This is a genomic window from Floccifex porci (assembly GCF_009696175.1).
Lineage (GTDB): Bacteria > Bacillota_I > Bacilli_A > Erysipelotrichales > Erysipelotrichaceae > Floccifex > Floccifex porci.
This window is the reverse complement of record NZ_VUMM01000021.1, coordinates 1-25,942: the sequence shown is the minus strand read 5'-3', so window position 1 is coordinate 25,942 and position 25,942 is coordinate 1. Positions and strand designations below refer to the sequence as shown.

28 protein-coding genes and 1 tRNA gene are annotated in these 25,942 nt (G+C 31.5%); 18 read left to right on the top strand and 11 right to left on the bottom strand.

Annotation, left to right across the window (positions count from 1 at the left end):
* Positions 1-90 precede the first annotated feature (90 nt).
* From FYJ50_RS08695 to FYJ50_RS08680, 4 genes are all read left to right on the top strand, one after another.
* Entirely contained in the window at positions 91-1,020 is a 930-nt protein-coding gene (locus FYJ50_RS08695; RefSeq protein ID WP_154461095.1) for a nucleoside hydrolase, read from the top strand.
* A complete protein-coding gene (locus FYJ50_RS08690; RefSeq protein ID WP_154461093.1) occupies positions 1,017-1,547 on the top strand; it encodes an ECF transporter S component in 531 nt (176 codons plus the stop codon). The genes FYJ50_RS08695 and FYJ50_RS08690 overlap by 4 nt, the downstream gene beginning before the upstream one ends.
* A gap of 8 nt (positions 1,548-1,555) precedes the next feature.
* Positions 1,556-2,260, top strand: a complete 705-nt coding sequence (locus tag FYJ50_RS08685) for an SDR family oxidoreductase (RefSeq protein ID WP_154461091.1) — start codon at positions 1,556-1,558, stop codon at positions 2,258-2,260.
* 97 nt (positions 2,261-2,357) lie between these two features.
* A complete protein-coding gene (locus FYJ50_RS08680; RefSeq protein WP_154461089.1) occupies positions 2,358-3,224 on the top strand; it encodes an Rpn family recombination-promoting nuclease/putative transposase in 867 nt (288 codons plus the stop codon).
* Between the two features lie 29 nt (positions 3,225-3,253).
* Here the strand turns inward: FYJ50_RS08680 and FYJ50_RS08675 are convergent, their stop codons facing one another.
* The 3 genes from FYJ50_RS08675 to FYJ50_RS08665 form a co-directional block, all read right to left on the bottom strand.
* The gene (locus FYJ50_RS08675) at positions 3,254-4,444 is read right to left on the bottom strand and encodes a MalY/PatB family protein (RefSeq protein WP_154461087.1); all 1,191 of its coding nucleotides are present in this window, start codon (positions 4,442-4,444) and stop codon (positions 3,254-3,256) included.
* Positions 4,445-4,536: 92 nt separating this feature from the next.
* On the bottom strand, positions 4,537-5,685 hold the full coding sequence (locus FYJ50_RS08670; RefSeq protein WP_154461085.1) for a tyrosine-type recombinase/integrase: 1,149 nt from the start codon (positions 5,683-5,685) through the stop codon (positions 4,537-4,539).
* A 331-nt stretch (positions 5,686-6,016) separates the two neighbouring features.
* Entirely contained in the window at positions 6,017-6,745 is a 729-nt protein-coding gene (locus FYJ50_RS08665; RefSeq protein ID WP_205946493.1) for a helix-turn-helix domain-containing protein, read from the bottom strand.
* Between the two features lie 224 nt (positions 6,746-6,969).
* On the opposite strand from FYJ50_RS08665, the gene FYJ50_RS08660 reads away from it, so the two are divergent.
* From FYJ50_RS08660 to FYJ50_RS08640, 5 genes are all read left to right on the top strand, one after another.
* Positions 6,970-7,149 carry a hypothetical protein gene (locus FYJ50_RS08660; RefSeq protein WP_154461081.1) on the top strand — a complete coding sequence of 60 codons (180 nt, stop codon included), beginning with the start codon at positions 6,970-6,972 and terminating at the stop codon, positions 7,147-7,149.
* Between the two features lie 84 nt (positions 7,150-7,233).
* On the top strand, positions 7,234-7,482 hold the full coding sequence (locus FYJ50_RS08655; protein WP_205946492.1) for a MerR family transcriptional regulator: 249 nt from the start codon (positions 7,234-7,236) through the stop codon (positions 7,480-7,482).
* Between the two features lie 10 nt (positions 7,483-7,492).
* Positions 7,493-7,801, top strand: coding sequence for a hypothetical protein (locus tag FYJ50_RS08650; RefSeq protein WP_154461077.1), 309 nt, complete (start codon positions 7,493-7,495; stop codon positions 7,799-7,801).
* Positions 7,802-7,814: 13 nt separating this feature from the next.
* Positions 7,815-8,675, top strand: coding sequence for a hypothetical protein (locus tag FYJ50_RS08645; protein ID WP_154461075.1), 861 nt, complete (start codon positions 7,815-7,817; stop codon positions 8,673-8,675).
* Positions 8,659-9,864 carry a DnaB-like helicase C-terminal domain-containing protein gene (locus FYJ50_RS08640; RefSeq protein WP_154461073.1) on the top strand — a complete coding sequence of 402 codons (1,206 nt, stop codon included), beginning with the start codon at positions 8,659-8,661 and terminating at the stop codon, positions 9,862-9,864. Before FYJ50_RS08645 ends, FYJ50_RS08640 begins: the two co-directional genes overlap by 17 nt.
* A 663-nt stretch (positions 9,865-10,527) precedes the next feature.
* On the opposite strand, the gene FYJ50_RS08635 is transcribed toward FYJ50_RS08640, so the two are convergent.
* Positions 10,528-10,776 carry a hypothetical protein gene (locus FYJ50_RS08635; RefSeq protein ID WP_154461071.1) on the bottom strand — a complete coding sequence of 83 codons (249 nt, stop codon included), beginning with the start codon at positions 10,774-10,776 and terminating at the stop codon, positions 10,528-10,530.
* A gap of 279 nt (positions 10,777-11,055) precedes the next feature.
* On the opposite strand from FYJ50_RS08635, the gene FYJ50_RS08630 reads away from it, so the two are divergent.
* Entirely contained in the window at positions 11,056-11,928 is an 873-nt protein-coding gene (locus FYJ50_RS08630; RefSeq protein WP_154461069.1) for a CPBP family intramembrane glutamic endopeptidase, read from the top strand.
* Between the two features lie 156 nt (positions 11,929-12,084).
* On the opposite strand, the gene FYJ50_RS08625 is transcribed toward FYJ50_RS08630, so the two are convergent.
* The 4 genes from FYJ50_RS08625 to FYJ50_RS08610 are packed head-to-tail and all read right to left on the bottom strand — an operon-like array spanning position 12,085 to position 14,975.
* Positions 12,085-12,459, bottom strand: a complete 375-nt coding sequence (locus tag FYJ50_RS08625) for a desulfoferrodoxin family protein (RefSeq protein ID WP_154461067.1) — start codon at positions 12,457-12,459, stop codon at positions 12,085-12,087.
* Positions 12,460-12,473: 14 nt separating this feature from the next.
* Positions 12,474-13,073, bottom strand: coding sequence for a flavin reductase family protein (locus tag FYJ50_RS08620; protein ID WP_154461065.1), 600 nt, complete (start codon positions 13,071-13,073; stop codon positions 12,474-12,476).
* 17 nt (positions 13,074-13,090) lie between these two features.
* Positions 13,091-14,266: an ATP-dependent nuclease gene (locus FYJ50_RS08615; RefSeq protein ID WP_154461063.1), complete on the bottom strand. Its 1,176-nt coding sequence runs from the start codon at positions 14,264-14,266 to the stop codon at positions 13,091-13,093.
* Positions 14,226-14,975 (bottom strand): YwaF family protein, encoded by a 750-nt coding sequence (locus tag FYJ50_RS08610; RefSeq protein ID WP_154461061.1) that lies wholly within the window; start codon positions 14,973-14,975, stop codon positions 14,226-14,228. The genes FYJ50_RS08615 and FYJ50_RS08610 overlap by 41 nt, the downstream gene beginning before the upstream one ends.
* 331 nt (positions 14,976-15,306) lie before the next feature.
* Here FYJ50_RS08610 and FYJ50_RS08605 point away from each other — a divergent pair, with 331 nt between their 5' ends.
* From FYJ50_RS08605 to FYJ50_RS08595, 3 genes are all read left to right on the top strand, one after another.
* A complete protein-coding gene (locus tag FYJ50_RS08605; protein ID WP_154461059.1) occupies positions 15,307-16,623 on the top strand; it encodes an MATE family efflux transporter in 1,317 nt (438 codons plus the stop codon).
* Complete coding sequence (locus FYJ50_RS08600; RefSeq protein WP_154461057.1) at positions 16,620-17,987, top strand: NAD(P)/FAD-dependent oxidoreductase; 1,368 nt, start codon at positions 16,620-16,622, stop codon at positions 17,985-17,987. The genes FYJ50_RS08605 and FYJ50_RS08600 overlap by 4 nt, the downstream gene beginning before the upstream one ends.
* A 66-nt stretch (positions 17,988-18,053) precedes the next feature.
* Positions 18,054-19,232 (top strand): hypothetical protein, encoded by a 1,179-nt coding sequence (locus tag FYJ50_RS08595; protein WP_154461055.1) that lies wholly within the window; start codon positions 18,054-18,056, stop codon positions 19,230-19,232.
* A gap of 30 nt (positions 19,233-19,262) precedes the next feature.
* On the opposite strand, the gene FYJ50_RS08590 is transcribed toward FYJ50_RS08595, so the two are convergent.
* Positions 19,263-19,353, bottom strand: a tRNA-Ser gene (locus FYJ50_RS08590).
* Positions 19,354-19,419: 66 nt separating this feature from the next.
* On the opposite strand from FYJ50_RS08590, the gene FYJ50_RS08585 reads away from it, so the two are divergent.
* The 3 genes from FYJ50_RS08585 (at position 19,420) to FYJ50_RS08575 (ending at position 23,467) form a co-directional block, all read left to right on the top strand.
* Complete coding sequence (locus FYJ50_RS08585; RefSeq protein WP_154461053.1) at positions 19,420-20,181, top strand: DeoR/GlpR family DNA-binding transcription regulator; 762 nt, start codon at positions 19,420-19,422, stop codon at positions 20,179-20,181.
* A 78-nt stretch (positions 20,182-20,259) separates the two neighbouring features.
* A complete protein-coding gene (locus FYJ50_RS08580; protein ID WP_154461051.1) occupies positions 20,260-22,563 on the top strand; it encodes a glycyl radical protein in 2,304 nt (767 codons plus the stop codon).
* Positions 22,526-23,467, top strand: coding sequence for a glycyl-radical enzyme activating protein (locus FYJ50_RS08575; RefSeq protein WP_154461049.1), 942 nt, complete (start codon positions 22,526-22,528; stop codon positions 23,465-23,467). Before FYJ50_RS08580 ends, FYJ50_RS08575 begins: the two co-directional genes overlap by 38 nt.
* Here the strand turns inward: FYJ50_RS08575 and FYJ50_RS08570 are convergent.
* Together FYJ50_RS08570 and FYJ50_RS08565 are read right to left on the bottom strand one after the other, a co-directional pair.
* Positions 23,464-23,787: an HAD domain-containing protein gene (locus FYJ50_RS08570; protein ID WP_338083009.1), complete on the bottom strand. Its 324-nt coding sequence runs from the start codon at positions 23,785-23,787 to the stop codon at positions 23,464-23,466. The two genes, FYJ50_RS08575 and FYJ50_RS08570, sit on opposite strands and share 4 nt — an antisense overlap.
* Before the next feature lie 126 nt (positions 23,788-23,913).
* Positions 23,914-24,123, bottom strand: a complete 210-nt coding sequence (locus FYJ50_RS08565; RefSeq protein WP_154461045.1) for a hypothetical protein — start codon at positions 24,121-24,123, stop codon at positions 23,914-23,916.
* A gap of 95 nt (positions 24,124-24,218) precedes the next feature.
* On the opposite strand from FYJ50_RS08565, the gene FYJ50_RS08560 reads away from it, so the two are divergent.
* Together FYJ50_RS08560 and tig are read left to right on the top strand one after the other, a co-directional pair.
* Complete coding sequence (locus tag FYJ50_RS08560; protein WP_154461044.1) at positions 24,219-24,791, top strand: GNAT family N-acetyltransferase; 573 nt, start codon at positions 24,219-24,221, stop codon at positions 24,789-24,791.
* A gap of 32 nt (positions 24,792-24,823) precedes the next feature.
* On the top strand, positions 24,824-25,771 hold the full coding sequence (gene tig / locus FYJ50_RS08555; RefSeq protein WP_154461042.1) for a trigger factor: 948 nt from the start codon (positions 24,824-24,826) through the stop codon (positions 25,769-25,771).
* Positions 25,772-25,942: the final 171 nt, after the last annotated feature.

The window sequence follows — 25,942 nt, the reverse complement described above, 5'->3', positions numbered from 1 at the left end:
AATAACACTGGTTTTATTAAACCTCCCAGTATAATAATAGGTATCGATTTTTTAAGTGCCTATTCAGGCACTTTTTTTTGTGAGGGAAATATGAAAAGAAAAATAATTATTGATTGTGATCCGGGAATTGATGATAGTTTAGCCATTATGATGGCTTTATCACATCCAGATATCGAAGTATTGGCTATTACAATTGTGGCTGGAAATGCTCCTGTAGAAATGGGCTTTTCCAATGCGAAAAAAATATTAAAATTTATGAATCGTCTCGACATTCCTGTTTTTAAAGGAGCTGATAAACCTTTAAAAAGAAACTATATCAATGCACTGGATACCCATGGTATAGATGGTTTGGGAGAAAGCTTTCTGGAAGAAGTAGAGGGGTACCAGCAAAAAGAAGATGCCATTTCTTATTTATCAAAGATATTAAGAAAAGAAAAATGTTCTGTGATTGCCATAGGACCACTGACAAATTTGGCTTTATTAATGGAAAAAGATAAAGAAGCATTTGATTGTATTGATCAATTCATATCTATGGGAGGCAATTATAAATCTCATGGAAACTGTTCACCTGTAGCAGAATACAATTACTGGTGCGATCCAGATGCAGCTTCTATGGTATTTAACAGTGGAAAAAGGATACATATGGTTGGCCTGGATGTGACTCGTAAAATCGTATTGACTCCAGAAAGACTGGAATATATGAAAAAAGAAAATGGGAAAGTGGGAAAATTTGTCGAAAAAATCACAAAATTCTATTTTCAGTTTCATCTGGAATGGGAACATTTAGTGGGTTGTGTAATTAACGATCCATTGGCCATTGCCTATTTTATAGATTCAAGTATCTGTTCGGGATTTGATTCGTATGTACAGATTGAAACTCAATCTATATCCATTGGACAATCGATTGTAGACGATCATAATTTTTATCGTAAACAGGCAAATGCCCATATATTAACACAAGTGGATGTAAATAAATTTTTTGAAATGTTTTATGAATGTTTATTAAGGAGAATAAAATGAATACAAAGAAAATAAGTATGGTGGCATTAGCCATATGTATCAATTTAATTGGAGCCCAGATCGCATTGTTATTCAGGCTTCCAATCTATTTAGACTGTATTGGAACGGTATTGATTGCGGCCCTATATGGACCTGTTTATGGGATGATTCCCAATGTATTAAGCGGAACCATTTTCTTTATGATGGGAGATGCCTTTTCATTATATTATGCCCCTGTTGGAATTTTACTGGGACTATTAACAGGATGGATATGGAAATACAAAAAAGATAATTTTGTTTCTTTACTGATTACGACTCTTATTGTCGTATTGCCTACTTCTTTCTGTTCTGCCTGTATTACAGCCTATTTATTTGGCGGAATTACATCCAGTGGATCCAGTATTCTAGTACAGCTTTTAAAAACACCACTGGGACTGACAATAGCCTGTTTTGTGGTACAGGTTTTAACCGATTTCATTGACAAATTTGTGGCAATGGCACTGGTATCGATTGTGGACAAGCGCATTCCAGATAAATATAAAAAATAGGAGAAAATATGTTTAAGAATAAAGTTGTTGTGATAACAGGTGGAGCTCATGGTATTGGGAAAAGCACCAGAATTGCCTTTGAAGAAAAAGGAGCTTTTGTTGAAGTGATTGATAAAGTTCAGGGAGATCATTATGTGGGAGACATTTCAAAAAAAGAAGTACTGGAAGCCTTTGCGCGTCAGGTAATCGAAAAACATGGACACATTGATTATTTAATTAATAATGCATTGCCTTTAAAGAAAGGACTGGATACCTGTTCCTATGAAGAATTTGATTATGCTCTGAAAGTAGGCGTTACAGCACCGTTTTACTTAAGTAAATTATTTAAAGATTATTTTAATGAAAATGGCTGCATTATCAATATATCTTCTACCAGAGATCGTATGAGTATGCCACAAACGGAAAGCTATGCTGCCGCAAAAGGTGGAATTGCTTCTTTAACCCATGCACTAGCCACTTCTTTAGCTGGAAAAGTAAGAGTCAATTCCATCTCTCCAGGATGGATAGATACAGATGATGAAAATTATACAGGAGCCGATGCCAGCCAGCAGCTGGTTAAACGAGTGGGGAAACCAGAAGATATATCCAATCTAATTCTGTTTTTATGTTCACAACAATCCAGTTTTATAGATGGAGAAAACATTTGTGTAGATGGAGGAATGACAAAGATCATGATCTATCATGGAGAACATGGATGGACTTATCAGGAATAAATGATTAAAAAAAATCGGATTCATATTGTAAAAATCGATTTCAGATACGTATATAATAAATAGAAAGAGAGGATTTTGATATGAATCAGATAGCACAATGCCCGCGGCGGAAAATAAAAAGTATCTTGATATCATTGAAAGGTTACGACCCTTTGATGATATATTTATGCGTATCCTGTTTAAAGACAATAAAGAACTTGTACAAAGGATACTGAATATTTTATTGAATCGAACCGATATTAAAATCCGAAAATATGAAATTCAAAAAGACATGAAACAGATTCTGTCTCGATCTATCATCCCAGATATTGTGATTGAGGATACAGATGGAAACATTTATGATATTGAAGTGGAAAGAAGTGCAAAGAAAGCACCTGTAGAAAGACTTCGATATTATGCCAGCGTCCTGGATGTAGAATATGCCAAAAAAAGCATAAAATTTGATGAGATTCGAAATATTCATATTCTTTTTATTACCGAAGAAGACTATTACCATAAAGGATATCCTGTATATCATATTCAAAGAACTATAAAAGAATTGAATCATTGTCCTTTTAAAGATCGCATGAATCTGTATTATGTCAATGGTCAGTATCGAAACCAGGATGAGTTAGGATATTTAATGCATGATTTTTCATGCAGTGACTATCAGAAAATGGTTATTGAAGAATTAAGAGAATCGGTTCGAAAAATAAAGACAAGAGAAAAGGAGAAACAGGAAATGTGTGAACTGCTGGAAGAATTTGCGAAAAGTGAAAGAGCCCAAGGAAGGCTTGAAGGAAAGCGTGAAGGAATACTAGAAGGAAAACTTGAAGGAAAACGTGAAGGACAGCGAGAAGAAAAGATTTCTCTGGCTGTGAATATGACAAAAATGGGATTTAATCTGGAAACGATTTCTCAGGCTTTAAACTGCAGTATAGATTCTGTTAAAGAATTGCTGGCATCAAAAAAATTGTCTGTTTAACAGACAATTTTTTAGTAATGGTTTACAGATTAGAATACGTATTGTTTGAGTCGTTCCATAGCTTCTTTTACTGTATCTTCGGGTAAAGCTAAATTTAATCGGATCGTATTTTCTTTCCCAAATGGTCGACCATCCTGCCATAATACACCTGCTTCTATTCCTTTCTGAAGTAAAGAAAGAAAAGATACATTTTTATCAGATAAATACTCTGTACAATCTAAATACATCATATAAGTACCTTGTGGTTTGGATACATTGACTCCTTTAAAATGTTTTAAAATAAAATCATAGGCATAATTGATATTATGTGATAAGGTTTCACACAATTCATCACACCATATTTCTCCTTCTTTTGAATAGGCTCCTTTTAAGGCATAAACCGATAAAATATTTGGTGAATTATAATGTGTGCTTTTACTGCTTTTTAAAATCTTATCAATCAAAGTTGAATTATAAATAATATGATAAGAACCCACTAAACCAGCCAGAGAGAAAGTTTTAGAAGGCGCATAAGCGGCAATGGTACGATTTCTGGCATCTTCATTAATGGATTGAGTGGGAATGTGTTTATTTCCGTTTAATAGAATATCTGACCAGATTTCATCACTGAAAACTATACAGTCGTTGTTCTGATAAACCTTCATTGCTTTTTCAATTTCTTCTTTTACCCATACTCTTCCTGCAGGATTATGAGGAGAACAGAATATCGCAAAATGAATGTGATATTTTTTACATAATTCATCCATATTTTCATAATCCATACGCCATATATTCTTTTCATCCAGATATAAAGGAGAATGAATGATTTTACGACCCAAATCATTCAATACATGGGTAAATCCTATATAAGTGGGAGAATGAATCAGAATGGCTTCTCCTGGACTTGTAAAAGCCTGAATGGCGCTGCTTAAACATCCCAGTACACCATTTTCATAATGAATATTTTTCATCTGGCAATCCACATGGTTTCTTGTTTTCTGCCAGTTAATGATGGATTTGTAATAGTCTTTATCTGGATTGAAATAACCAAAATGAGGTTGATCTAAACGAGACTGAATGGCTTTCTGGATTTCAGGTAAAACCGGATAATTCATATCCGCCACCCACATAGGTATTTCACTGAATCCTTCTTTTACTTCTGTTCCATAAGTTGGATAGGAATCCAAAGCCAGAGCATCGTGTCCTTTTCGATTTAATTTTGTATGAAAATCATATTTCATAAAACATCCTCCTTTTTTAATATAATCATAAAATAGCAATTATTCTAAAACAGTAATATCTGGCTAATATTAGCCAGATATTACTAATTTTTTTATGCTAAAATATTATGAACCGGGAAATCACCGGAATTTTCTTGATTGAATGTGTTTTGAATTGCCTTTTTCATGTTTTCTATATTTGTTTGAGCATATATATTTAATGTCATATTGCAAGTGCTATGTCTTGAAAGTTCTGTAGCCGTTTTGATATCCACGTTATTCACAACTAAATTTGTAATAAATGAACGGCGTAGTGCGTGCATTGTAAAATCTGATATGCCAATGCTTTCTGCTTTCTTCTGTATTTTTGAACTAACGGAACATGCATATAATATATCTCCATTAGAATTCGTACATACTAGGTCAAAAGGATTTATTTTAAACCATTCAATCAGTTTTTCTTTTAATGGTTTACATACTGGTAAAATTGCCTTAGATTTTTTTGTTTTCATTCTTTCTGTAATTATGCTACCGTTTTTTGGAATGTACTCTACTTTTCTATGTACATTTACTTCATTGTTTTGGAAATCAAAATCTTCTTTACACAATGCAAGTATTTCGCTTCTTCTCAATCCTAAATAATAACCGATATATATTGCAATCAAACATGATTGATCAAAGATATCTTTTTCATTTTCAAACGCCTCTGTTAAAGAAATAAATTCATTATGTGTAAGAACTCTTTTATTTGCTTCTTTTCTCTTATTAGAATTTGTCTTTATATTTTGCATAGGTGATGTTTGTATATAATCCATATCAATAGAATAATTGAAAGTATCTGATAATATGTTTTTTAGAATGAGCAGCGTTGATTTAGAATATGATTTTTTTTCGTTCATGAACTTCTGTATCATTCCTTTTTTTATACTGGATATTTTTTCATTTCCAAAAACCGGTTTAATATGGTTTGAATATATACTTATATAGCTTAGTTTTGTCTGGTTGGAAAATTCATAGTCTTTCGTTTCCAGATATTCATTCCATACTTCATCAAATGTTTTATCACTAAAAATAAAATAATTTCCACTTTCTATCAATGCTTTTGTTTTTTCAAATTCCATTTCCATTTTACGGCCAAATGCTTCTGCTTCTCTTTTTGTCTTAAAGTTTTTTGTCTTTCTTTTCTTTTCTCCTTTTTCAATCACATAATACTCTAATTCGTATGTAATGCCTTTTTTTCCAATCCTTTCAGTAATTGACATTTTTCATTTCCTCTACTTTCTTATTTCTTGATTTTATTCACGCTCAAATATAAAATAGAGGTGGAATGTTGCTCAAAATTATTCCACTTTCTCCATATTGCCAGTATGGAGATTTTTTTTATATTTCAGCGTTAAGGCTATAATTCATATACGTTTATATCGTCATATTTAGCGTAAAAATTCTCATAATAATCAGATACTTCAGTGTTATTTCTTGCGTTTTCTTTGGTTTCATTTGCTATAATAGGAGTGCAAAAACGTGTCCGTAAAATATGTTATTGCACTCGTCTTTCACTATTGCCAGTAGTGAAAGATTTTTTTGTTTTAATCGTTATTGGTTTTCAGTGTTTTCTATGTATAATCTTTCTTTTTTCATAAATTTAGATATTTCTTTTGTTTCAATTAGATTTTGCTCTATTCTAGATAATAACAATTCCTCATATATAGTAGGGCTTGTCATTCGTACAATATTACATTTATCATTCATATAAATAGTTCCGTTTTCTTCATCTTTGAATAAATTGTCGGTGTTAATAATAGCAATATTTCCAAAGTTTAAACTGTCTTTATCAAAATAAAGATATTCAACAATTGAAATTAATAGTTCATCTATATTTATAAAGTCATCTTTTAAAAGTTTGTCTAAAGAAGTTAAGGGGTGTCCAAGTAAATGTATGTCATCAGAAATAGAGGATATAGTTCTTATTGGAGATTTGTTTAAATCATCTCTTTTTTCTTGTTCTCTTTTATTAGCGATTTCTTCTCTTATTTTTAACCTTTTTATTTTTTGTATGCTCTTTAGGCTTAATCCTAATTCTTTAGAAATTTTTTTAGAATCAAAATCTCTTGACGGTTCTTCATCTAGTCCAAGTAAATAGTCAGATGAAACTTCTAATTTGTCACAAAAAATCTTTAATGTTTCACTGGAAATACTTTGGGTTTGATTGTTTACTATTTTGCTTATGGTATTCAATGATAAACTGGTGTCTTTTGCTATTTCTCTATATGTTAATTTTTTTTTCTTTGCAATTTTTTTTATTCTGTCTCCTAAAGTTTCCATTATGTCACCCTTTCTTCTAAAGATAAAACACATTGTATAGAACAAAAAAATAATTAAATACAATTGTAGTTCTAAATAATTCATGTATATAGAATTTAAAAAATACATATGTTATCCTTTGAATAGGATATGTAAAACAAAATGTTCTATTTGATGTTTTACTATCTAAATTATAACACATGATTTTTATGTTTCAACAACAACAGAAAAGAAAGGAGGATAACATGAAAAAATCAAATTATGATGTAAGAGAATATGCAAATAAAAAAGATATTCGATTATGGCAAATTGCCGATAGGTTAGGCATTACCGACAATTATTTCTCACGAAAACTTAGAAAAGAGTTTTCTGAAGAAGAAAAACAAAAGATTTTTAAAATCATTGATGAACTAGCAAACGAATAGAAAGGATAAAAACGGAGAGAAAGGAATAATTTTGAGCAACATTTCTATTCTCTCCAGATACTAATTATGAAAAAAGAAAATCAGATGTTAAAAGATAGCGTAAATCTAGTACCTACCTATACTACCAATGATTTATGCAATATTTTCCATTGCAATAAAAACCAGATTACTATGTGGAGACAATACGGACTATTAAAGGGATTAAGAACCGGAAAAAATTATATTTATTCTCGTAAAGAAATAGAATGTATTTTAGATCGCTTTACTGGATATGATATTTCTAATCCAGAACATGTAAAAGAAGCATTGAACGACTTAGAAAATAATGAATAGGAGTAACAAAATGAAAAAAAACATATTGAGATACAAAGTTTCAGTTATAGATCTTGATTCTAATGAAATTATTTTTAACCAGAATATCGAATACAATAGTAAAAACAGTGAATCTTTAAAAGAATTCATTACTAGAAGAAACGAAATATCGGAATCTCTCGGTTTAAGCATATTTGAAGATGAAGTATTTTTGACATTACAAGAACGCTTTAATTACGAAAGAAAAAAAATCGTATTTTTTTGCACTGAATGCCTATTAATTAAGCAACATATAATGCGTAAAATATCGGAAAAACTAGATAAATGTTTTTGGATATAGAGGGAGTGTACATATGTCAAAAAATCAAAAATCATATTGTGGAATGCTAATCAAAGAAAAAATGCTATCGCAGCTATTAAAATTAAATAAAGAACAGTTAAAAAATGTAATGGATTCATGTATTCACTATTTTAAAGGAGAAAATACAGATATACCAAAACTAGACCAGATAGAAGAAATGATTTGTTCTATGATGTTTGAAGATATCAGAGACAATAAAATAAATTATATTTCTTCATGCTTAGAAAAAAGGAAAGCTTCATGGAAAACTCATCATAAAGAAAGAATCGAGAACGGAGAAATTAAAGATGAATACTTAAAGGATTTCTTATTGGAATATTTAAAGGATTTAGATATATTTAACCCATATTGCATAGAAGAATACACAAGATATAAAACATTAAATACAAACTTCTTAAATAAAGAAAATATAGCATATAATGATAGTCATATGATATCAAATGATAGTCATATGATATCAAATGATAGTCATATGAGGTCTAATATAATAGAATATAATATAATAGAATCTAATATAAAAGAATGTAATGGAATAGAATCTAATATAATAGATATTAATAATACTAATAATATAGATAATAAAGGAAAAGGTAGATATAAAAATGTATACATATCAGAATCTCAATTAAACGAATTAAATAGTTTATATCCAAAGTATGACATAAATAAATATATAGATGAAGTTTCTTTTTATATTCATTGCAATAAGGATAAATATCCAGATGATTCACATTTTAGCGTTATTGAATTGTTTATAAGAAACAGTGAAAAACAAAAAAGTATACACTTCAAAGAAGACAGATATCCAACAAAAGAAGAAATAGAGGCAATGCAAAATGCCGAATGTGAATAACCCTTTACAGAATATAGAATCAAGATTAATTTCTTCTTTCATGTTTAATTCAGAATTGTTTGATATCTATTATCTGGACAAAGATATTTTCAGTATAGAAGAGTATGGAATTATATTCGAAGAAATGAAAAACCAGTATATAAAATATCATGAAGTAGACTATCAGAAGATACTCCAATCTTTTATGAATGATAATAAGATGTTAGATATAGTATGTAGTATTAATGATAATGCTTTTTCTGACCACAATATTGAAAACGATATAAAGTTTATAAACAATGAATTTCGTAAAAGAAAAATGAAAGAACTTATCTATGATTCAAAAGGAAATGATTTTGAAGAGATTATTTCAATGATTGAAGATATTCCAAATTATTATCACAATACTAGAACCGGAGAGATACTAACAGAAGAAGAAATCTTCAATCTAGTCACAAACGAAAAATCGCATTTAATTTTTGATTTGTCATTTATGAAAGATTTTGAGATATCTTTCAACACGTTAAACACAATAGGAGCGAGAACCGGAAAAGGAAAGACGGCATTTTCATTAAATCTTCTATTGGATCTAGGGAAAAAATATAGGTGTCTTTATTTTAATCTTGAAAACCCTAAAGATGTCATTTACCAGAGATTGATTCAGATAGATTCAAGGCTTACAAAAAATCAGATAAAAGAACAAAAAAACGAAAATAAAGTATCGGATTCAATCTATAGAATAAGAAACGGTTTAAAAATAAAACTATATGATTCAAGAGAAGCTTCTAATATTGAGACCATAAAAAGAATCATTTCAGAAGAAACAAGAAATGATTTCTGTATTGTATTTTTAGATAACATAAATAATATTGATACATTAAGAAGATTTACAAATTTAAGAGAAAAAATAAATCATATTACAAAACAATTGCTAAATATTAAAGCTTCTATGAATTGTGTTATATTTGCATTGGCTCAATTAAGGAGAAGCGATACGAATTCCAGACCAACAGAAAAAGATTTAAAAGAGAGTGGCTCAATTGAAGAAGATTCAGACAATGTATTTTTACTTCATGATATTTCAGATGATAAAACGAGTATAAATGCCACGTATGAATTGATAACTCCAAAATCAAGGAATGACATAAACAGACAAAAGGAATTGATTTTTAGAAAAGGATATCAAATATTTGAAGAAAGACCAGAATGAATATAAGGGAGTTTCTCCCTTTTTTTTGTTTTGCTTTAAGTATTGGTAAAGCCGTGAAGAACCAGTGAAGAATCAAAGAAAAACATAGTTTAACAACGAAATAACAACGATTAAATACAAACGATAAATATTTATACAGATATTTTTATTTTGTATCATACCATTACCCCCTACTTGTAAAAAAATCGATATAAATTTTTTGGAGAACGGGTTAGAGGGGCATGACTAAACAAACATGAAATAGTAGCTAAAAAGATAGGGTTTCTTGAATAAAATCAATTTTAATAGCGCATAAAGCGAATATAAGGCTCTTTTAAACATTTCTAGTATAATTAATCATGAAATATAAATCGCTATGTATTCGCTTTTAAAGTACCTTTAAAGCTACACCCCTAAATATATTCTTGTAGTCTTTTTTTAAAGTTCGGTGTCGGTTTCTATACTGGTGTACAAAATAAAAAGAATAGGGGCATTAGAAAAGGAATACAATTAATTTAAGCAGACCGAACGAATCGTTCTATCAGATGTATAATGTCATTTGAAAATGGAATACATTTAATCAATGGAGTAACGAAACGTTACCCTATAGCAGAAACAAAAGTGTAAATCTATGGAGTAGCAAAATGCGACCCCATTATATTAGGACATAAAAAAAGGGATTCATTAGATCCCTTTTGTTCTTTTCATTTCATTTGTTTTTAGCTTGTATCCTTTACTTATTCCAATGTTATATAGAACCATAGATAAATCTAAAAACAGATCTAAATTGTTTCCGAAATCTCCTTTAACTTGATTGAATATATTTAAAAAATCAATCATTTCTAAATCATAACTATAATGTGAATTGGATATTAATCTTTTTCCATTTTCAAAGTCTTTGTTTAATTTGTCTGTTAAATTTATTGAATTCATTTTTGTTCTCCTTTTGTTCTGTTATCTAATTTCTTTTTATGAATGTTTTGGTATTTCCAACAGATGATATTTTAACCGGGGAATCACCGGGATATTTCTTTTATGCTTCTTTGTTATTTCTTTACCTCTTGATTGATATATAACAAATGTATGGTGTTTTAGTGTTATATATTGGACTTATTTGAGCGTGAAATGATGTTTCTTAATACCAGAAATCTAGTATTTATAATATAATCATAAAATATGATACAATAAAATTCAAATAAGGGGGGTTATTTTATGTTTGAAATGAAAAGAGACTGTAAACGGATCGGTTATGGTTTATGGCTTTTGATCATCATTCAATTATCAGCTGGATTTTTAATTGGTTTCTTTGCCAAGTCTATGACAGCTATCAACTGGTTATCCATTCTAATCAGTATTGTAAGTATGGTAATTGCCTATATTTATTTAAAAAAATCCTGTAATTTAGAACTGAAATGCACCAATCATCCATTTTCAAAAAAAATATATCTTTATTCTTTTTTATTTATACTGGCTATTAATTTATTGAATGGAATTTTCCTGAATGTAATGGAAAATGTATTTAATATATATACCGATACATCTGATATTCTATTAAGTGATAATGTATGGCAGAATATTGCGATCTATATATCGGCATTAATTATTGCACCTATATTTGAAGAACTGTTGTTTAGAGGGGCCATATTAAGAATACTGGACCGGTACAATCGTTTCTTTGCGATATTTACCAGCAGCTTTTTGTTCGCATTGCTGCATATGGATGTGACTCAATTTTTCTTTACTTTCTTTTTAGGCTTTTTAATGGCTTATTTATCTTTAAAATATGATTCAATGAAAATCAATATAGGGATTCATTTTTTAAATAATGCATGGGCGGTTCTTATCACAGTGATATATTATTATGGTTCTTATGATATGATTTCCATTGTGGATGGAATGATTTCTCTTTTAATGATTGCTGGATGTATATATTGTGTTTATAAAGGAAAACAATTCTTAAATTCATTAAATATTGCTCCTGTAAGTGAGGATCTGATTAAATATACTTTTTTTAATATACCTATGATCTTATTTTGGGTTTTATGTATTTTTTCAATGATATCCACTATGTTGTTTGGATACTGACATAAAAAGACAAGGTTTTTGAACCTTGTCTTTTTGTCTGTTTAAGAGAAGAGAGAATATATGAAGAAATTTTTATTTGTTTGAGCTTTATCTTTGCTCAACTATACTATATAAAAAACTTCTCTTTAAAATTTCAAATGATAATGGGAAATTATGTTATTTATCTTTTTTCCATAATCCATGAAGATTACAGTATTCATAAGCTGCAATTACAGAATCTCCATCTGCCAGTGTGAATACAGCTTTTGGTTCCTGTCCAGGTTTTAGATATTTTGTCTGTGTACCCTGTTTTGTTTCAATTGTGATCCATTCAATATAATGAACATCTAACATAGGATGATTTACAGATCCAACACGTACTGTTACCTGATTTCCTTCCATTTCAATGACAGGAACGTGTTTTTCAAAAGCTCCATCAGTTGTATTGGCTTCCAGTTTCTCCATTGGTTTTCCACAGCAGATTAAAGGAACAGGAGAATCTTTAATGACTTCTACAATTTTTTTACATACAGGACAAATATAATAGTTCATGTTTTATCTCCTTTCTAAAGAGGTTTAAAATCGGATGCAGGATGTTTACACCAAGGACAGATAAAATCATCTGGTAAAACTTCTCCTTCATAAATGTAACCACAAATCGTACATACCCATCCTTTTTTCTTGGCAGGCTGTGGTTTTGGTTTAATATGACTATGATAATAAGAATATGTTACGGAAGGATCTTCAGACAATACTTCACAATCGGTTACATCCGCAATAAATAAAGTATGAGTACCTAATTCAATTGGATATAATACTTTTGCACTGATATAGGCATTTGTCTGATTGGCAATATAGATGATACCATTATCGCTTCGACAATATTCAATTCCGATGGCTTTGTCTACATTTTTTCCACTTTGAAATCCCCAGTGTTTAAATGTATCAAAAGAAGCTTTTTCAGTTAGAATTGAAATATTGAATTCTTTTGTTTTCATAATCATATCATGCGTATAATTATCTTTATTAACCGCAACAACAATACGATTTGGGGAAGTTGTGACCTGACTGACGGTATTGACAATACACCCATTATCTTTATCTCCATCTCTTGCGGTACAGATAAATAATCCATAAGTCAGATTGTACATTGCTTTGTTGTTCATAATGTGTTTCCTCCTACTTATATTTTACATGATTTAAATTTTGATGTCACTTTAATTGCTTTATAAATGAGCTGAATATAACTATCTGGTATTTTCGTGACATATTTGGCAAGAAGAAATCCTTTATACGCATTTTTCTTCTCTCTTAAATATTTTAACTGATTCTTTTTCTGTTCAAGCATGTACGATTTTTTATTTTCATTATGATAATTTTTTAAAAAAGAAGAATCGTGTTTCATTGTTTTTATAAAGGAAACGTAATCCTCAAATTCAAAAGAATTATATAGATCTTCTTCAAAATCGATTCCTTCTGTAAAAGTGATGGATTGTACGTTTCTATATTTTTCTTCTTTATCTCTATCAATGATTGCTAAAGAAGGAATGCCAAATTTCTGATATAAATTCATACACCGACATACACTTTCGGCTCCATCCAGTTTTACAATTCCAATCCCATATTCATCCAGATCGATATTCATTCGCTGTGCAAAAACAGGCAGGGCTCCATATTCGCTGTCTCCTTCCACAAACAGGACCAGATGAGAAAACATGGCTTCTTTTAAATAAATGAAATTATGAAGCATATGTTTGATCAGTTCTGTATTTTCTAAAGAAATCGTTGAACCAGAAACGATTGATAAACAGGTATCATTACGAAATACACGGATAAACTGTTTATAATTCATCAAAAGAATATTTGGGGAATGTGTCACAATAAACAATTGACAGGAAGTCAATTCCACAATTTTTTTGATCAGGGTTCTTTGTTTATAAGGCTGTAAATGATTTTCAGGTTCATCCAGCAATAGAAAAGAAATGGAGTCTTTAACAGTATGAATCTGTTTAAAAATAGATTGTATATAAGACTGTTCATCTTTTGGATGGATGTCTTTTAAAAACAGTCCATTTATTTTATATTCATGATTAATCTGTAAAGAAGAATGTGGATATTGAATTCCTTTTAATAATGTATGATCTTCCAGCTCAAATGTGATTTTTACTGGTTTTGAAAGATCATAGTAATCCGATTCTAAAAAATGTTTTTCAATAAAGAAGCGCGAGATCAGTTCCAGTATATTGGTTTTCCCAATTTCGTTTTCACCAATGATAAAATTCACATTTTCATCAAATTGAATGCTTTGGGATGATAAATTACGATAATTCTCGATTTTTCTGATAGCTTTTATTTTCATAAGTCTCCATCCAGGGAATGTATATTAATATCCATAACAGTATAAATAATAAAACTAAGGCAATCACGTATCCATTTCCAAATAACTGATATAAAAACATCAATGGAGATCCAGGACTGGGCGTATTTAAAAAGAAAAAATTGGTATTCCAGATCTTATTTAAAAAATAGATTGGAATCATTAATAAAAGAGTAAAGATAAAAGTGTATTTTAAATCTTTAAAATTGGGTCTTAATGTTTTACCATACAGCTGGATCACAACATACATGATCAGCCAGGTATGAATGGTAAAGCTGTTGAAACTGGAAAAATGGAAAATGGGATACTGTGTCCAGTTTGGAAAAGCCAGAGCGAAAATGGCACCAGGCAGAGTCAAGGCATAAATAAACTGGGTATTTAATTTATTTCTTGAAAAAGCATGCCAGCAAACCATAAAGATAGAAATGCCACATAAATGAAGAGGCAGATGTTCTAATTCCAGACTGCCTGCATAATAGTGCAGAATGTCTTTCAGGATTTCCTGAATCACAATGACAATCGCAATTCCTTTTAAAATCGCATCTTTATGATTTGATTTTTTATAAATTTTTGCCATAATCACAATAAGAGTGATTAAAATAAGAATCCAGATCCAGTATTCTAGACTATAGGCTTTCCATTGGTATGTATCAGGTATGTCTTTCCAGTTTGAAAAAAAGTATTGTATCATGGTATTATTTTATCCTAATAGAAAGAAGATTAAAATATGCACTTTATATTTACATTGATTCTAACAGTGATATTTTTAAAGATTATTTTTAAGACAACTAAATTTTTAATCAAATGTATCTTATGGATCATTATTATTTTATTTGTCTTAGCTTTATTCTTATAAAAACAATGAATTGAATGGTAACATTTCTTACCTATTGTGATAAGATAATAAAAGGAATTGAATCAAAATCATGTTTGTGAAATATAGACCAGCTTGTCTGGTCTATTGTTGCGTAAAATCTTAAACATCCCCTTTGAATCTGTTTAAGGTGAAAAAGGAGGTAATTATGAACAATAAAATGGCAACAATGGAAATGAAAAAACTGATTCTGTCAATGGCTTTTCCCATTATGATTTCAATGCTGGTACAGGCACTCTACAATATTGTGGACAGTATATTTATTGCCCATATATCACAAAATGCACTAACAGCTGTTTCTCTGGCATTTCCTATTCAGACAATAATGATAGCTTTTGCCTGTGGGACAGCAGTAGGAGTCAATACGCTGATATCCAGATATCTGGGAGAAAAGAAAGAAAAAGAAGCCATACAGATTGCTTCGCATGGAATTCTTTTATCTTTGTTGAATGGACTGATATTTGCTCTGTTTGGTATTTTTGGTGTGAAATGGTTTTTATCTTCTTATACATCAGATCCGGAAATTATTTTATTGGGACAGAGTTATCTAAGAAACTGCTTACTGTTTTCGTTTTCTATCTTTATACAGATTACCTATGAAAGAATCATGCAGGCAACAGGGCATTCCGTCTACAATATGGTGATGCAGGGAATGGGAGCCATTATCAATATCATTCTAGATCCCATTCTGATCTTTGGTCTTCAAATGGGAGTGACAGGAGCAGCTATTGCCACCGTTACTGGACAGATCATTGCCATGACAATTGGTATCTGGATCACAAAATATAAAATCAAAGAAATTGAATTTACAATGAAGAATTTTTCTCTTTCTTTTTCAATGATAAAAAACATATATGAAATAGGAATACCAGCTATACTGATGCAATCTTTATTAAGCATAATGAATTTGTTTATGAATTCGATATTGGTTTCATTTAATGTACTGGCTGTTTCAGTGTTTGGAATTTATTTTAAGATTTCCCAATTTGTATATATGCCAGTCAATGGAATCAATAATGCCATCATTCCTGTTGTTTCCTTTAATTATGGAGCGAAAAATAAAGAAAGAATTCATCAGGCACTTAAATTTTCATTGTTCTTATCGATTGTATTAATGAGTATGGGAACTCTATTATTTCAATTCTTTCCAGACTCTCTATTATTTTTATTCGATGCCAATGAAGAATTATTAAAGATTGGAATACCGGCATTAAGAACCATCAGTATCGGATTCATTTTTTCAGGTATTTCCATTATATTCTGTTCGATTTTACAGGCAACCAATAAACAGAACCTGTCTTTACTTATTAGTTTAATGCGTCAAATTATTCTTTTAATTCCACTTGTATATGTTCTTATGCATACATTTGGATTAGAAACAGGATGGATGGCATTTCCATTAAGTGAAGGAATATGTATGATTTTATGTATTGTCTTATATAAAAAGAAAGGATCAGCATTATGAAATATGATGTCATTATTATAGGAGCCGGACCCGGAGGGATCTTTTCGGCTTATGAATTATCAAAGAAATCCAGTCTCAAAATTGCAGTCTTTGAAGCGGGACATGAACTTCAAAAAAGAAAATGTCCCATTGATGGAAAGAAGATAAGGACATGTATCAACTGTGCCAGCTGTTCGATCATGAATGGATTTGGAGGAGCAGGTGCTTTCAGTGATGGAAAGTACAATATCACCAATGACTTTGGGGGAACTTTATATGAATATATTGGAAAAGATAAAGCCATTGAACTGATGAAATATGTGGATGAAATCAATGTGAAATATGGTGGACAGGATACAAAGATGTATTCCACAGCGGGTTCAAACTTTAAAAAATTATGTATGCAGAATAAACTGAAGCTTCTGGATGCTTCGGTGCGTCATCTGGGAACGGATATCAATTATATCGTTCTGGAAAATTTATACAATGAATTAAAAGAAAAAGTAGATTTTTATTTTGATACACCGGTTGAAACCATCGATGTTTTAGAAAAAGGATATCGAATCTATACAAAGAAAGATACAGCAGACTGTGACAAATGCATTGTATCGGTGGGAAGATCGGGTTCGAAATGGATGCAGAGTCTGTGTAAAAAAATGAAGATTCCTACTTTATCCAATCGCGTGGATTTAGGTGTTCGAGTGGAACTGCCTGCAGTGATCTTTTCTCATTTGACCGATTCTTTATATGAAAGTAAAATTGTCTATCGTACAGAAAAATTCGAAGATAAGGTTCGAACTTTCTGCATGAATCCAAACGGAATTGTCGTCAATGAAAATACCAATGGAATTGTCACAGTCAATGGACACAGTTTTGAAGGAGAAGATAAAAAAACAGAAAATACCAACTTTGCCTTACTGGTATCCAAACAGTTTACCGAACCATTTAATGATTCCAATGGATATGGAGAAAATATCGTACGATTGTCCAATATGTTAGGTGGAGGCGTTATTGTTCAGCGCTTTGGCGATCTGGAAAGAGGAAGACGAAGTACACAGAAGCGAATCGAAGAAGGGCTGGTGCATCCGACATTGAATGCCACACCAGGAGATTTAAGTCTGGTGCTTCCAAAACGTATATTAGATGGCATTATTGAAATGATCTATGCCTTAGATAAAATTGCCCCAGGAACAGCCAACGATGATACATTACTGTATGGAGTGGAAGTGAAATTCTACAATATGGAAGTAGAGTTAAATAAGAATCTGGAAACAAAATACAAAGGATTGTATGTGATTGGTGATGGATCGGGTGTAACTCATTCTTTATCTCATGCTTCGGCAAGTGGTGTTTATGTAGCTGATCGGATTTTAAAGAAAAAATAATAAAAAGAAATAAAAATCACTTGGAAACAAGTGATTTTTATACAATATATAGTGTAAAATAAATATATGAGAACGTGGTTATTGACATGGAACAGTGAAAGCTGGGAATGTCGGAAAGAAAAAATGAATGAAATAGAACAGGTTGCCTGTACGTATCAGAAATGGAATTGTGGAAAGAATCGATCCATTCAGAAAGAAGATCGCATTTTTTTAATGAAATTAAAGCAGTTTCCTAAAGGAATCATTGCCAGTGGAAAGGCAATGAGTTCGGTATTTGAACAGGATGGTATACATTATATTTATGTCTGCTTTGATCGCATTGATGATTATGAAACACAGGATATATTAAATCTGAATGAATGTAAAAAAATATCTTCAAATTTTAACTGGTTATCAAAATCCAGTGGAATTCAAATCCCATATGAAATTGCCCAGTCTTTAGAAAAGAAATGGCTGGAACTGGATTCCATTCATTTTTTACATTCATTTGGTATGGAATTTGTTCAGGAAAAGACTTCTTTTTCTCATTTTAAAGACATTTCTTCTTTATTATTGAAATATGGATTTGAACAGGAAACAGAAACAGAAAAAGCCATTTCCTATCGAAACAATGTGATGAATGAAACAATTTACAGTTTAAAAACAGATACCTACAATCTGGTTATTCATCCGGATATCTTTATGAAAGGATACAATGGATGCATGCATTACAATTCGGATCTGAAACGTTTTCCTGAAACAAATTCAATTCATTATGGTATTCAGTATGAATTTGAACATGAATTTGAAATGGAAATGTTTTTATCAGCTTTTACCAATCAGCTGATATCCATTCAGAATAAAAAGATATGGATCGTGTCCATGAATCCCAATGTATTTAATCATATGGGATGTCTAAAAAAATATAAAACTTTAACTTCTCGTCAGTTTTTTAATTTTGAAGTGGGAGATATTGTTTTAGTATACAGCAGCTGGCCCATTCAAAGAATAGTTGCGCTGTGTATCGTTACACAGATAAATCTATCTTCCTGTGATCTGTATGAAGAATTCTGGTATTCAAAAACAGAATCTATAAGAAATCAGAAATATTCTCGTTTTTTTCAGATGGAACTCATTCATTTTGTGAACAATGATTTATTGACATATACTTGTTTAAAAGAACATGGATTGAAAAATGCACCACAAAGTGCAATGAAACTGAATCAGGAACTTTATGAATATATTTTTGAAGAAGTGGGAATATAAAAAAAAGAGTGCATAGCACTCGGATTTTCATGGCGCAAGAACAGGGATTTGAACCCTGGCACCGCGTTAACGATCTACTCGCTTTCCAAGCGAGCCCCTTCAGCCACTTGGGTATTCTTGCATCGAATTAAGAATACATGATACATGACTATCTGTCAAATATTAATTAGAATGGGAGAACAATAAAATGCTGCAAAAAGAAAGACACGATCATATTCTGGCAAAATTAAATCTGGAATCGTCTATACGGGTTCGCGATATAGCCCTGGAATACAATGTAACGGAAGACTGCATTCGTAAAGATCTGGCAATTCTTGAAAAAGAAGGAAAACTGAAACGAATTCATGGTGGAGCCGTCAGTATAAGAGAAAATCCTCATACGTTTAATGTCAGTGCCCGTCTGGACAAATATGTAGAAGAAAAGAAATGCATTGCACGAAAAGCGATAGAACTCATCAAACCAGGAGCGATGATTTTTTTAGGAATTTCTACATCTAATATTGAATTGGCTAAACTGATCTATCAGAGAAATTTAAATATTACAGTTGTGACAAACAGTGTAGATATATTATTGATCTTTAGTGCTGAGTGCGATACGAATTTGATATTCATTGGGGGAGGGTTTAATAAAACCAAAGATGGATTTGTGGGGGCCATTACCAATGAAATATTAAAAGATTATCAGTTTGATATCAGTTTTATTGGAGTTGTTGGAATTGATTTAAAACACAATCAGCTGACAACTTATGATGTAAACGATGGAATGACAAAAAGACTGGTGATTTCTCGTTCAAAAAAATGTTATGTGGTAGTAGAAGGAGCAAAATTTGAACAGGATGGAAATTTTGTTTGTGCCAGACTGGAAGATTTTAATGGTATCATTACGGATAAAGAATTAAATAATAAACAGAAAGAATATTTAGATAAGAAAGGACTGGAAATAATCTAGTCTTTTTTATTGACAATTCTTGTTTATTATCGTATATTTGGCTTATAAACAATAAAAAACAATAAATTGGAGGAAAATATGAATAAACGAATCGAAATTCTGAAAGAAAAAATGTTATCTTGTCCTCGTTATGTAAGCATTGAACAGGCTTTGATCATTACTCGTACTTATAAAGAACACGAGAATGAATCGGTTCAGATGAAACGTGCTTACTCTTTATATAATGCATTAAATGAAATTGAAATTGGTATGGAATCAGAAGAACTGATTGTTGGAAATCGTACCAAAGGATCCAGATATGGAGTGGTTTTTCCAGAAAGTGGGATCAGCTGGGTAGATTCTGAATTTGAAACCATTCCGACTCGTCCACAGGACAAATTCAATGTACATCCAGAAGACATTGAAACATTCCGTAATGTGATCCTTCCTTACTGGAAAGGAAGATCTTTAGAAGATGATGTGAAGGCCGATGGAAAAATTTCTGCCATCAGTACTGTTGTAAAAATCAATCAGACTGATCATGCACAGGGACATATTTGTCCAAATGTAAAGGAATGGCTGGAAACAGGACCTGCTGGTTATATTCAAAGAGCTGAATCAAAATTAAAGGATTGTACAGATGAAAAGAAAATTGAGTTCTATCAGTCAGTGATTCTTGTGATGAAGGGTGTACAGAATTTTATGAATCGATATGCCACTCTGGCAAAATCAATGGGAAAAGAAGACGTTGCTCAAATTTGTCATGATTTATCGGTTCGTCCGGCACAAAGTTTTAGAGAAGCCATTCAGTCTTTATGGTTTTTAATGGTTATTCTTCATATGGAAAGTAATGCCTCCAGCTTTTCTCCAGGTCGTTTAGATGAATCATTGTATCCTTACTATAAAAAAGACAAAGAAGAATTAATGATTAGCGATGAAGAAGCTTTAGAACTGATTGAATGTCTGTGGTTAAAATTTAATCAGATTGTATATTTAAGAAATGCTCATAGTGCAAAATATTTTGCGGGATTCCCAATTGGATTTAATATTGCCGTTGGGGGAGTGGATGAAAATGGAAATGATTTCTGTAATGAATTAAGTCATTTATTTATTAAAGCACAGGAAGAAATTGGTTTACCTCAGCCAAATTTAAGTGTTCGTCTACATGAAAAAACCAATCAGGAACTGTTAGAACATGCGGTACGCTGTGTATCAAAAGGAAGTGGAATGCCACAGTTCTTTAATGATAAATGTCTGATTCCAGCTTTAGAAGAACTGGGAATTTCAAAAGAAGATGCCAGAGATTATGCCATTGTTGGATGTGTTGAAATCACAACACAGGGAAACAATTTAGGATGGTCCGATTCAGCAATGTTCAATTTATGTAAAGTACTGGAATTGACTTTAAATCATGGAAAATGTTTAATTACCCATAAACAGCTGTCACCAGATTATGGTTCTTTAAGTACCTATTCTTCTTTTGAAGAACTGGAAAACGCTTTTGAAAAAACAATGGATTATTTCATTGATAAAATGATCGAATGTTGTGAAAAAGTGGAAAAAGGACATCAGGATCATTTGCCAACTCCATTCCTGTCCTGTGTCATTGATGACTGTATTGAATCAGGTATGGATGTTGTCAATGGAGGAGCCCGTTATAACTTATCAGGAATCCAGATGATACAGGTAGCCAATTTAGCGGATTCTATGGCAGCGATTAAGAAGATGGTATTTGATGAAAAACGTATTTCGGCTCATGATCTGGAATATGCTTTACAGACAAATTTTGAAGGACAGGAAGTTTTACGTCAGACATTGTTGAATCGTGTAGAAAAATATGGAAACGATATTCAATGGGTGGATGAACTGGGATCAAAATGGGCCAATGCGTTCAGAAATAAATTAAAAAAATATACAAATTATCGAAAGGGTCCTTATCATACAGGAATGTATACTGTCAGTGCTCATGTTCCAATGGGACAGAATGTAGGAGCCAGTGCAGATGGTCGTCTATCACAGACTCCGCTGGCCGATGGAGGATTATCGGCTGTATATGGACGAGACTTAAATGGTCCAACAGCGGTATTAAAATCGGTTTCTCGTCTGGATAATCAGTGTACAACCAATGGTGGTTTATTAAATATGAAATTTTTACCAGAATTTTTCTCAACACAATCTGGAATTGAAAAATTTGCGAATTTCCTGCGTACTTTTGTGGATCTGGAAATTCCTCATATTCAATTTAATGTTGTTTCTAAACAGGATCTGCTGGCTGCCAAAGCCCATCCAGAACAGTATAGTTCTTTAACGGTTCGTGTAGCTGGATATACCGCTTATTTTACGGAATTAGCAGGAGACTTACAGGATGAAATCATCGCCAGAACAAGTTATGACAAAATCTAAAGGAATTGTTTTTGACATTAAGCGCTTTGCGACACATGATGGAAATGGCATTCGGACAACTATGTTTTTTAAAGGTTGTCCGCTTCGCTGTAAATGGTGTCACAATCCGGAGGGCTTAAAAAAACAGCCTCAGATTCTTTATATGGAAAACCAGTGCATTCATTGTCAGACTTGTGTACATACTTCTAAGAATAAAGGAGTTGAATGGGTAGATGGAAACATTGTGATTCATCGCGATATTAAAGATAACTGGGATGAAATTGTCTATATGTGTCCAACAACCGCCATCTGTTTTGATTCAAAAGAATATACATTTGTAGCTGCCTGTGATGAACTGTTTAAAGACATCGCTTTCTTCAGTTATGGAGGAGGTGTTACCTTTTCGGGAGGAGAACCTTTTCTTCAGCATGAATTTATGCTTTCTTTATTAAAAGAATGTAAAAGAAGAAACGTTCATACTGCCATCGAATCTTCTTTTTATACCGACTTAGACATTGTGAAAAAAGTGGTTCCTTATTTAGATCAGATTTACTGTGACTGTAAATTATTTGATGAACAGAAACATATTGAATATACTGGCGTATCCAATCAGAAAATCAGGAAGAATATTGAATATTTACTGACAAGTGAGCATAAAGATAAAGTAATCATTCGTACACCTTTAATTCCAACAATGAGTGCCACAGAAGAAAATATTGCTTCCATTTCTTCCTTTCTTTCCAATTTATATCCAGATGTAAAATATGAATTGTTGAACTACAATCCTCTTGCCAAATCAAAATATGCTTATCTGGATATGGAATTCTGTTTTAAAGACAATCCGGAATTGTATACATCCAGTCAAATGGAAGAATTCTATTCCATCGCATTAAAGAATGGAATTAAAAATCTAATCAAAGCCTAAAAGTCCATCTGGACTTTTTTTATACATTCTTCAATATGAGTGTATTGAAGTCCCATATGGAAAGATAAATAAACTAAATGATCCATTAAATTGTATTTTTCATAATCATATACATTGTCATCTAAAATAATATAATGTTTCACATTCAGATGTTTCTGTAACCAGTTGTAGATGGTTTTCCCTTGATTTACTATATCACTATCTGTACGTGCATAAAGTTTTAGATTGAACCGATTCAGTTTCTCAATCAGATATTCTCCCATAATATTTTTAGGTTTACAATCTTTATTCAGATATTCTTTCCAGGAAGAAATCAGTATAATTTCCGTTTTTGTTTACTTGACAATCTGTTTTAAAATTTCCAGTTTTGAATCTTCAATTCCACTTCCAGAATTTAAAATACCATCTAAAAATAATACATTCATAAAATAAAATGCGATATAAAACTATAGTATTTCCGTTTTATATCGCATCAGATAGATCATCATTGTGATTCCTGTAATGGCAGCTACAAATCCTAAAGTGGAAAATAAAGGATCCTGCAGAAATGTGAAACAGGAAAAGAATGTGATACTATCATGTATTTTTATAAATTGAGTCTGTCTTCTTTTATAAATAAGATACGTTAAAATATAAATCATTGTGATCTGTATCATATGAAATCCTCTTTTACAAGGAGGCTATCATATAAAAAAATTTTCTTTCTGTCAAATAAAAGGTATAATGAGAAACATGAAAGAAGGAAGAAACTATGATTCGTATCGTAAAATTAAGTGATATCCCACAGCTTCTTCGTATTTATTCTTATTATGTATTACATACTGCCATTACATTTGAATACGAAGTGCCTAGTGAAAAAGAATTTGAAAATCGAATTCAGAATATTTTAAAGCGATATCCCTATTTGGTTTATGAAGAAAACAATACAATAAAAGGATATGCCTATGCTTCTGTTTTTAAAGGAAGAAAAGCCTATGACTGGTCCGTGGAAACGACCATTTATGTAGATCCAGATTGTAAAGGAAAAGGAATTGGAAAAAAATTATATATTGAACTGGAAAAATATTTAAAGAAACAGAATATTTTAAATGTGAATGCCTGTATCAGCTATATTGAAAAAGAAGATGAATATTTGAATTTAAACAGTGTTCATTTTCATGAACATATGGGTTATTCAATGGTAGGACAGTTTCATCAGTGTGGGTATAAATTTGATCGATGGTACAGTATGGTCTGGATGGAGAAATTTTTAGGAAATCACAAAATTCCTGTTCAGGAAGTTATCCCTTTTTTAGAAGTGTTCGAAAAAGAAAAGAATTTATGATATAGTGGTAGGGTTGTTAGAAAGGATAGACTATGGAAATTAAAATTGGAAATTATAAAGGAATTGAAGTAGAAGTTAAAAAAGTAGAATGTAGCCAGGAAATGGTAGAAAGACAGGTACAATATACTTTAAATCAGAATCCAGTAAAAGAATCAAAAGAAGGAACAATTGAAAAAGGAGATACTGCTTTATTTGATTTTAAAGGAATGAAAGATGGAGTTGCCTTTGATGGAGGAACGGCTGAAAATTATGAAATGGTTATTGGTTCTGGACAATTTATTCCTGGATTTGAAGATCAGATGATTGGAATGGGTAAGGGAGAAGAAAAAGATCTTCATGTGACTTTCCCAGAAAATTATCAGGAAAAAAGTCTGGCAGGACAGCCAGTTATTTTTAAAGTAAAAGTACATGACATTTATAATACCAAGCCAGCGGAATTGAATGATGAATTTGTACAGTCTTTACATTTACCAGAAGTAAAAAATGTGGATGAATTTTATGCTTATCTGAAAGCGTATTTATCCAATGAAGCACAGAAACAGACGGATGAACATGTACAGGATGCGGTATTTGATATTCTGATGAATACAGTAGAGGGAGATTTACCAGAAGATCTGATTCAGACCGCTTTGAATCAGCAGGTGACTCGAATAGAAGCACAGCTGCAGCAGCAGGGTGTGACTTTAGATCAGTATCTGCAGATGGTAGGACAGAGTCGTGAAGACATTATAGAACAGTTTAGAGATTTTGCGATCAAACAGGTTCGTTTAGAAGTGGCTTTAATGGAAGTAGCTCGTTTAGAAAATATCATTGATGTAGAAGAAGAAATTGAAGAACAGATGAAACTGATTGCAGCTTCCTATAATGTGGATATAGAAACGGTTAAACAGCAGATTCCTCATGATGAACTGGAAACGGAAATGAAACTGATGAAAGCCAGTCAGATCGTACTGGAAAATGCGATCATTCATTATATTTAGAAATGGGAAACCATTTCTTTTTTTTATAAAAAAAGGATTGGTATTTGATATAATCCCACTGAAGTAGACACACGAAATAATTAAAATTATCCCATTGATGTGAAACTACAAAGGTGGGATTTTTTATATGGGAAGAAAAGCTAAATATACAAAAGAACAAAAGGTACAGGC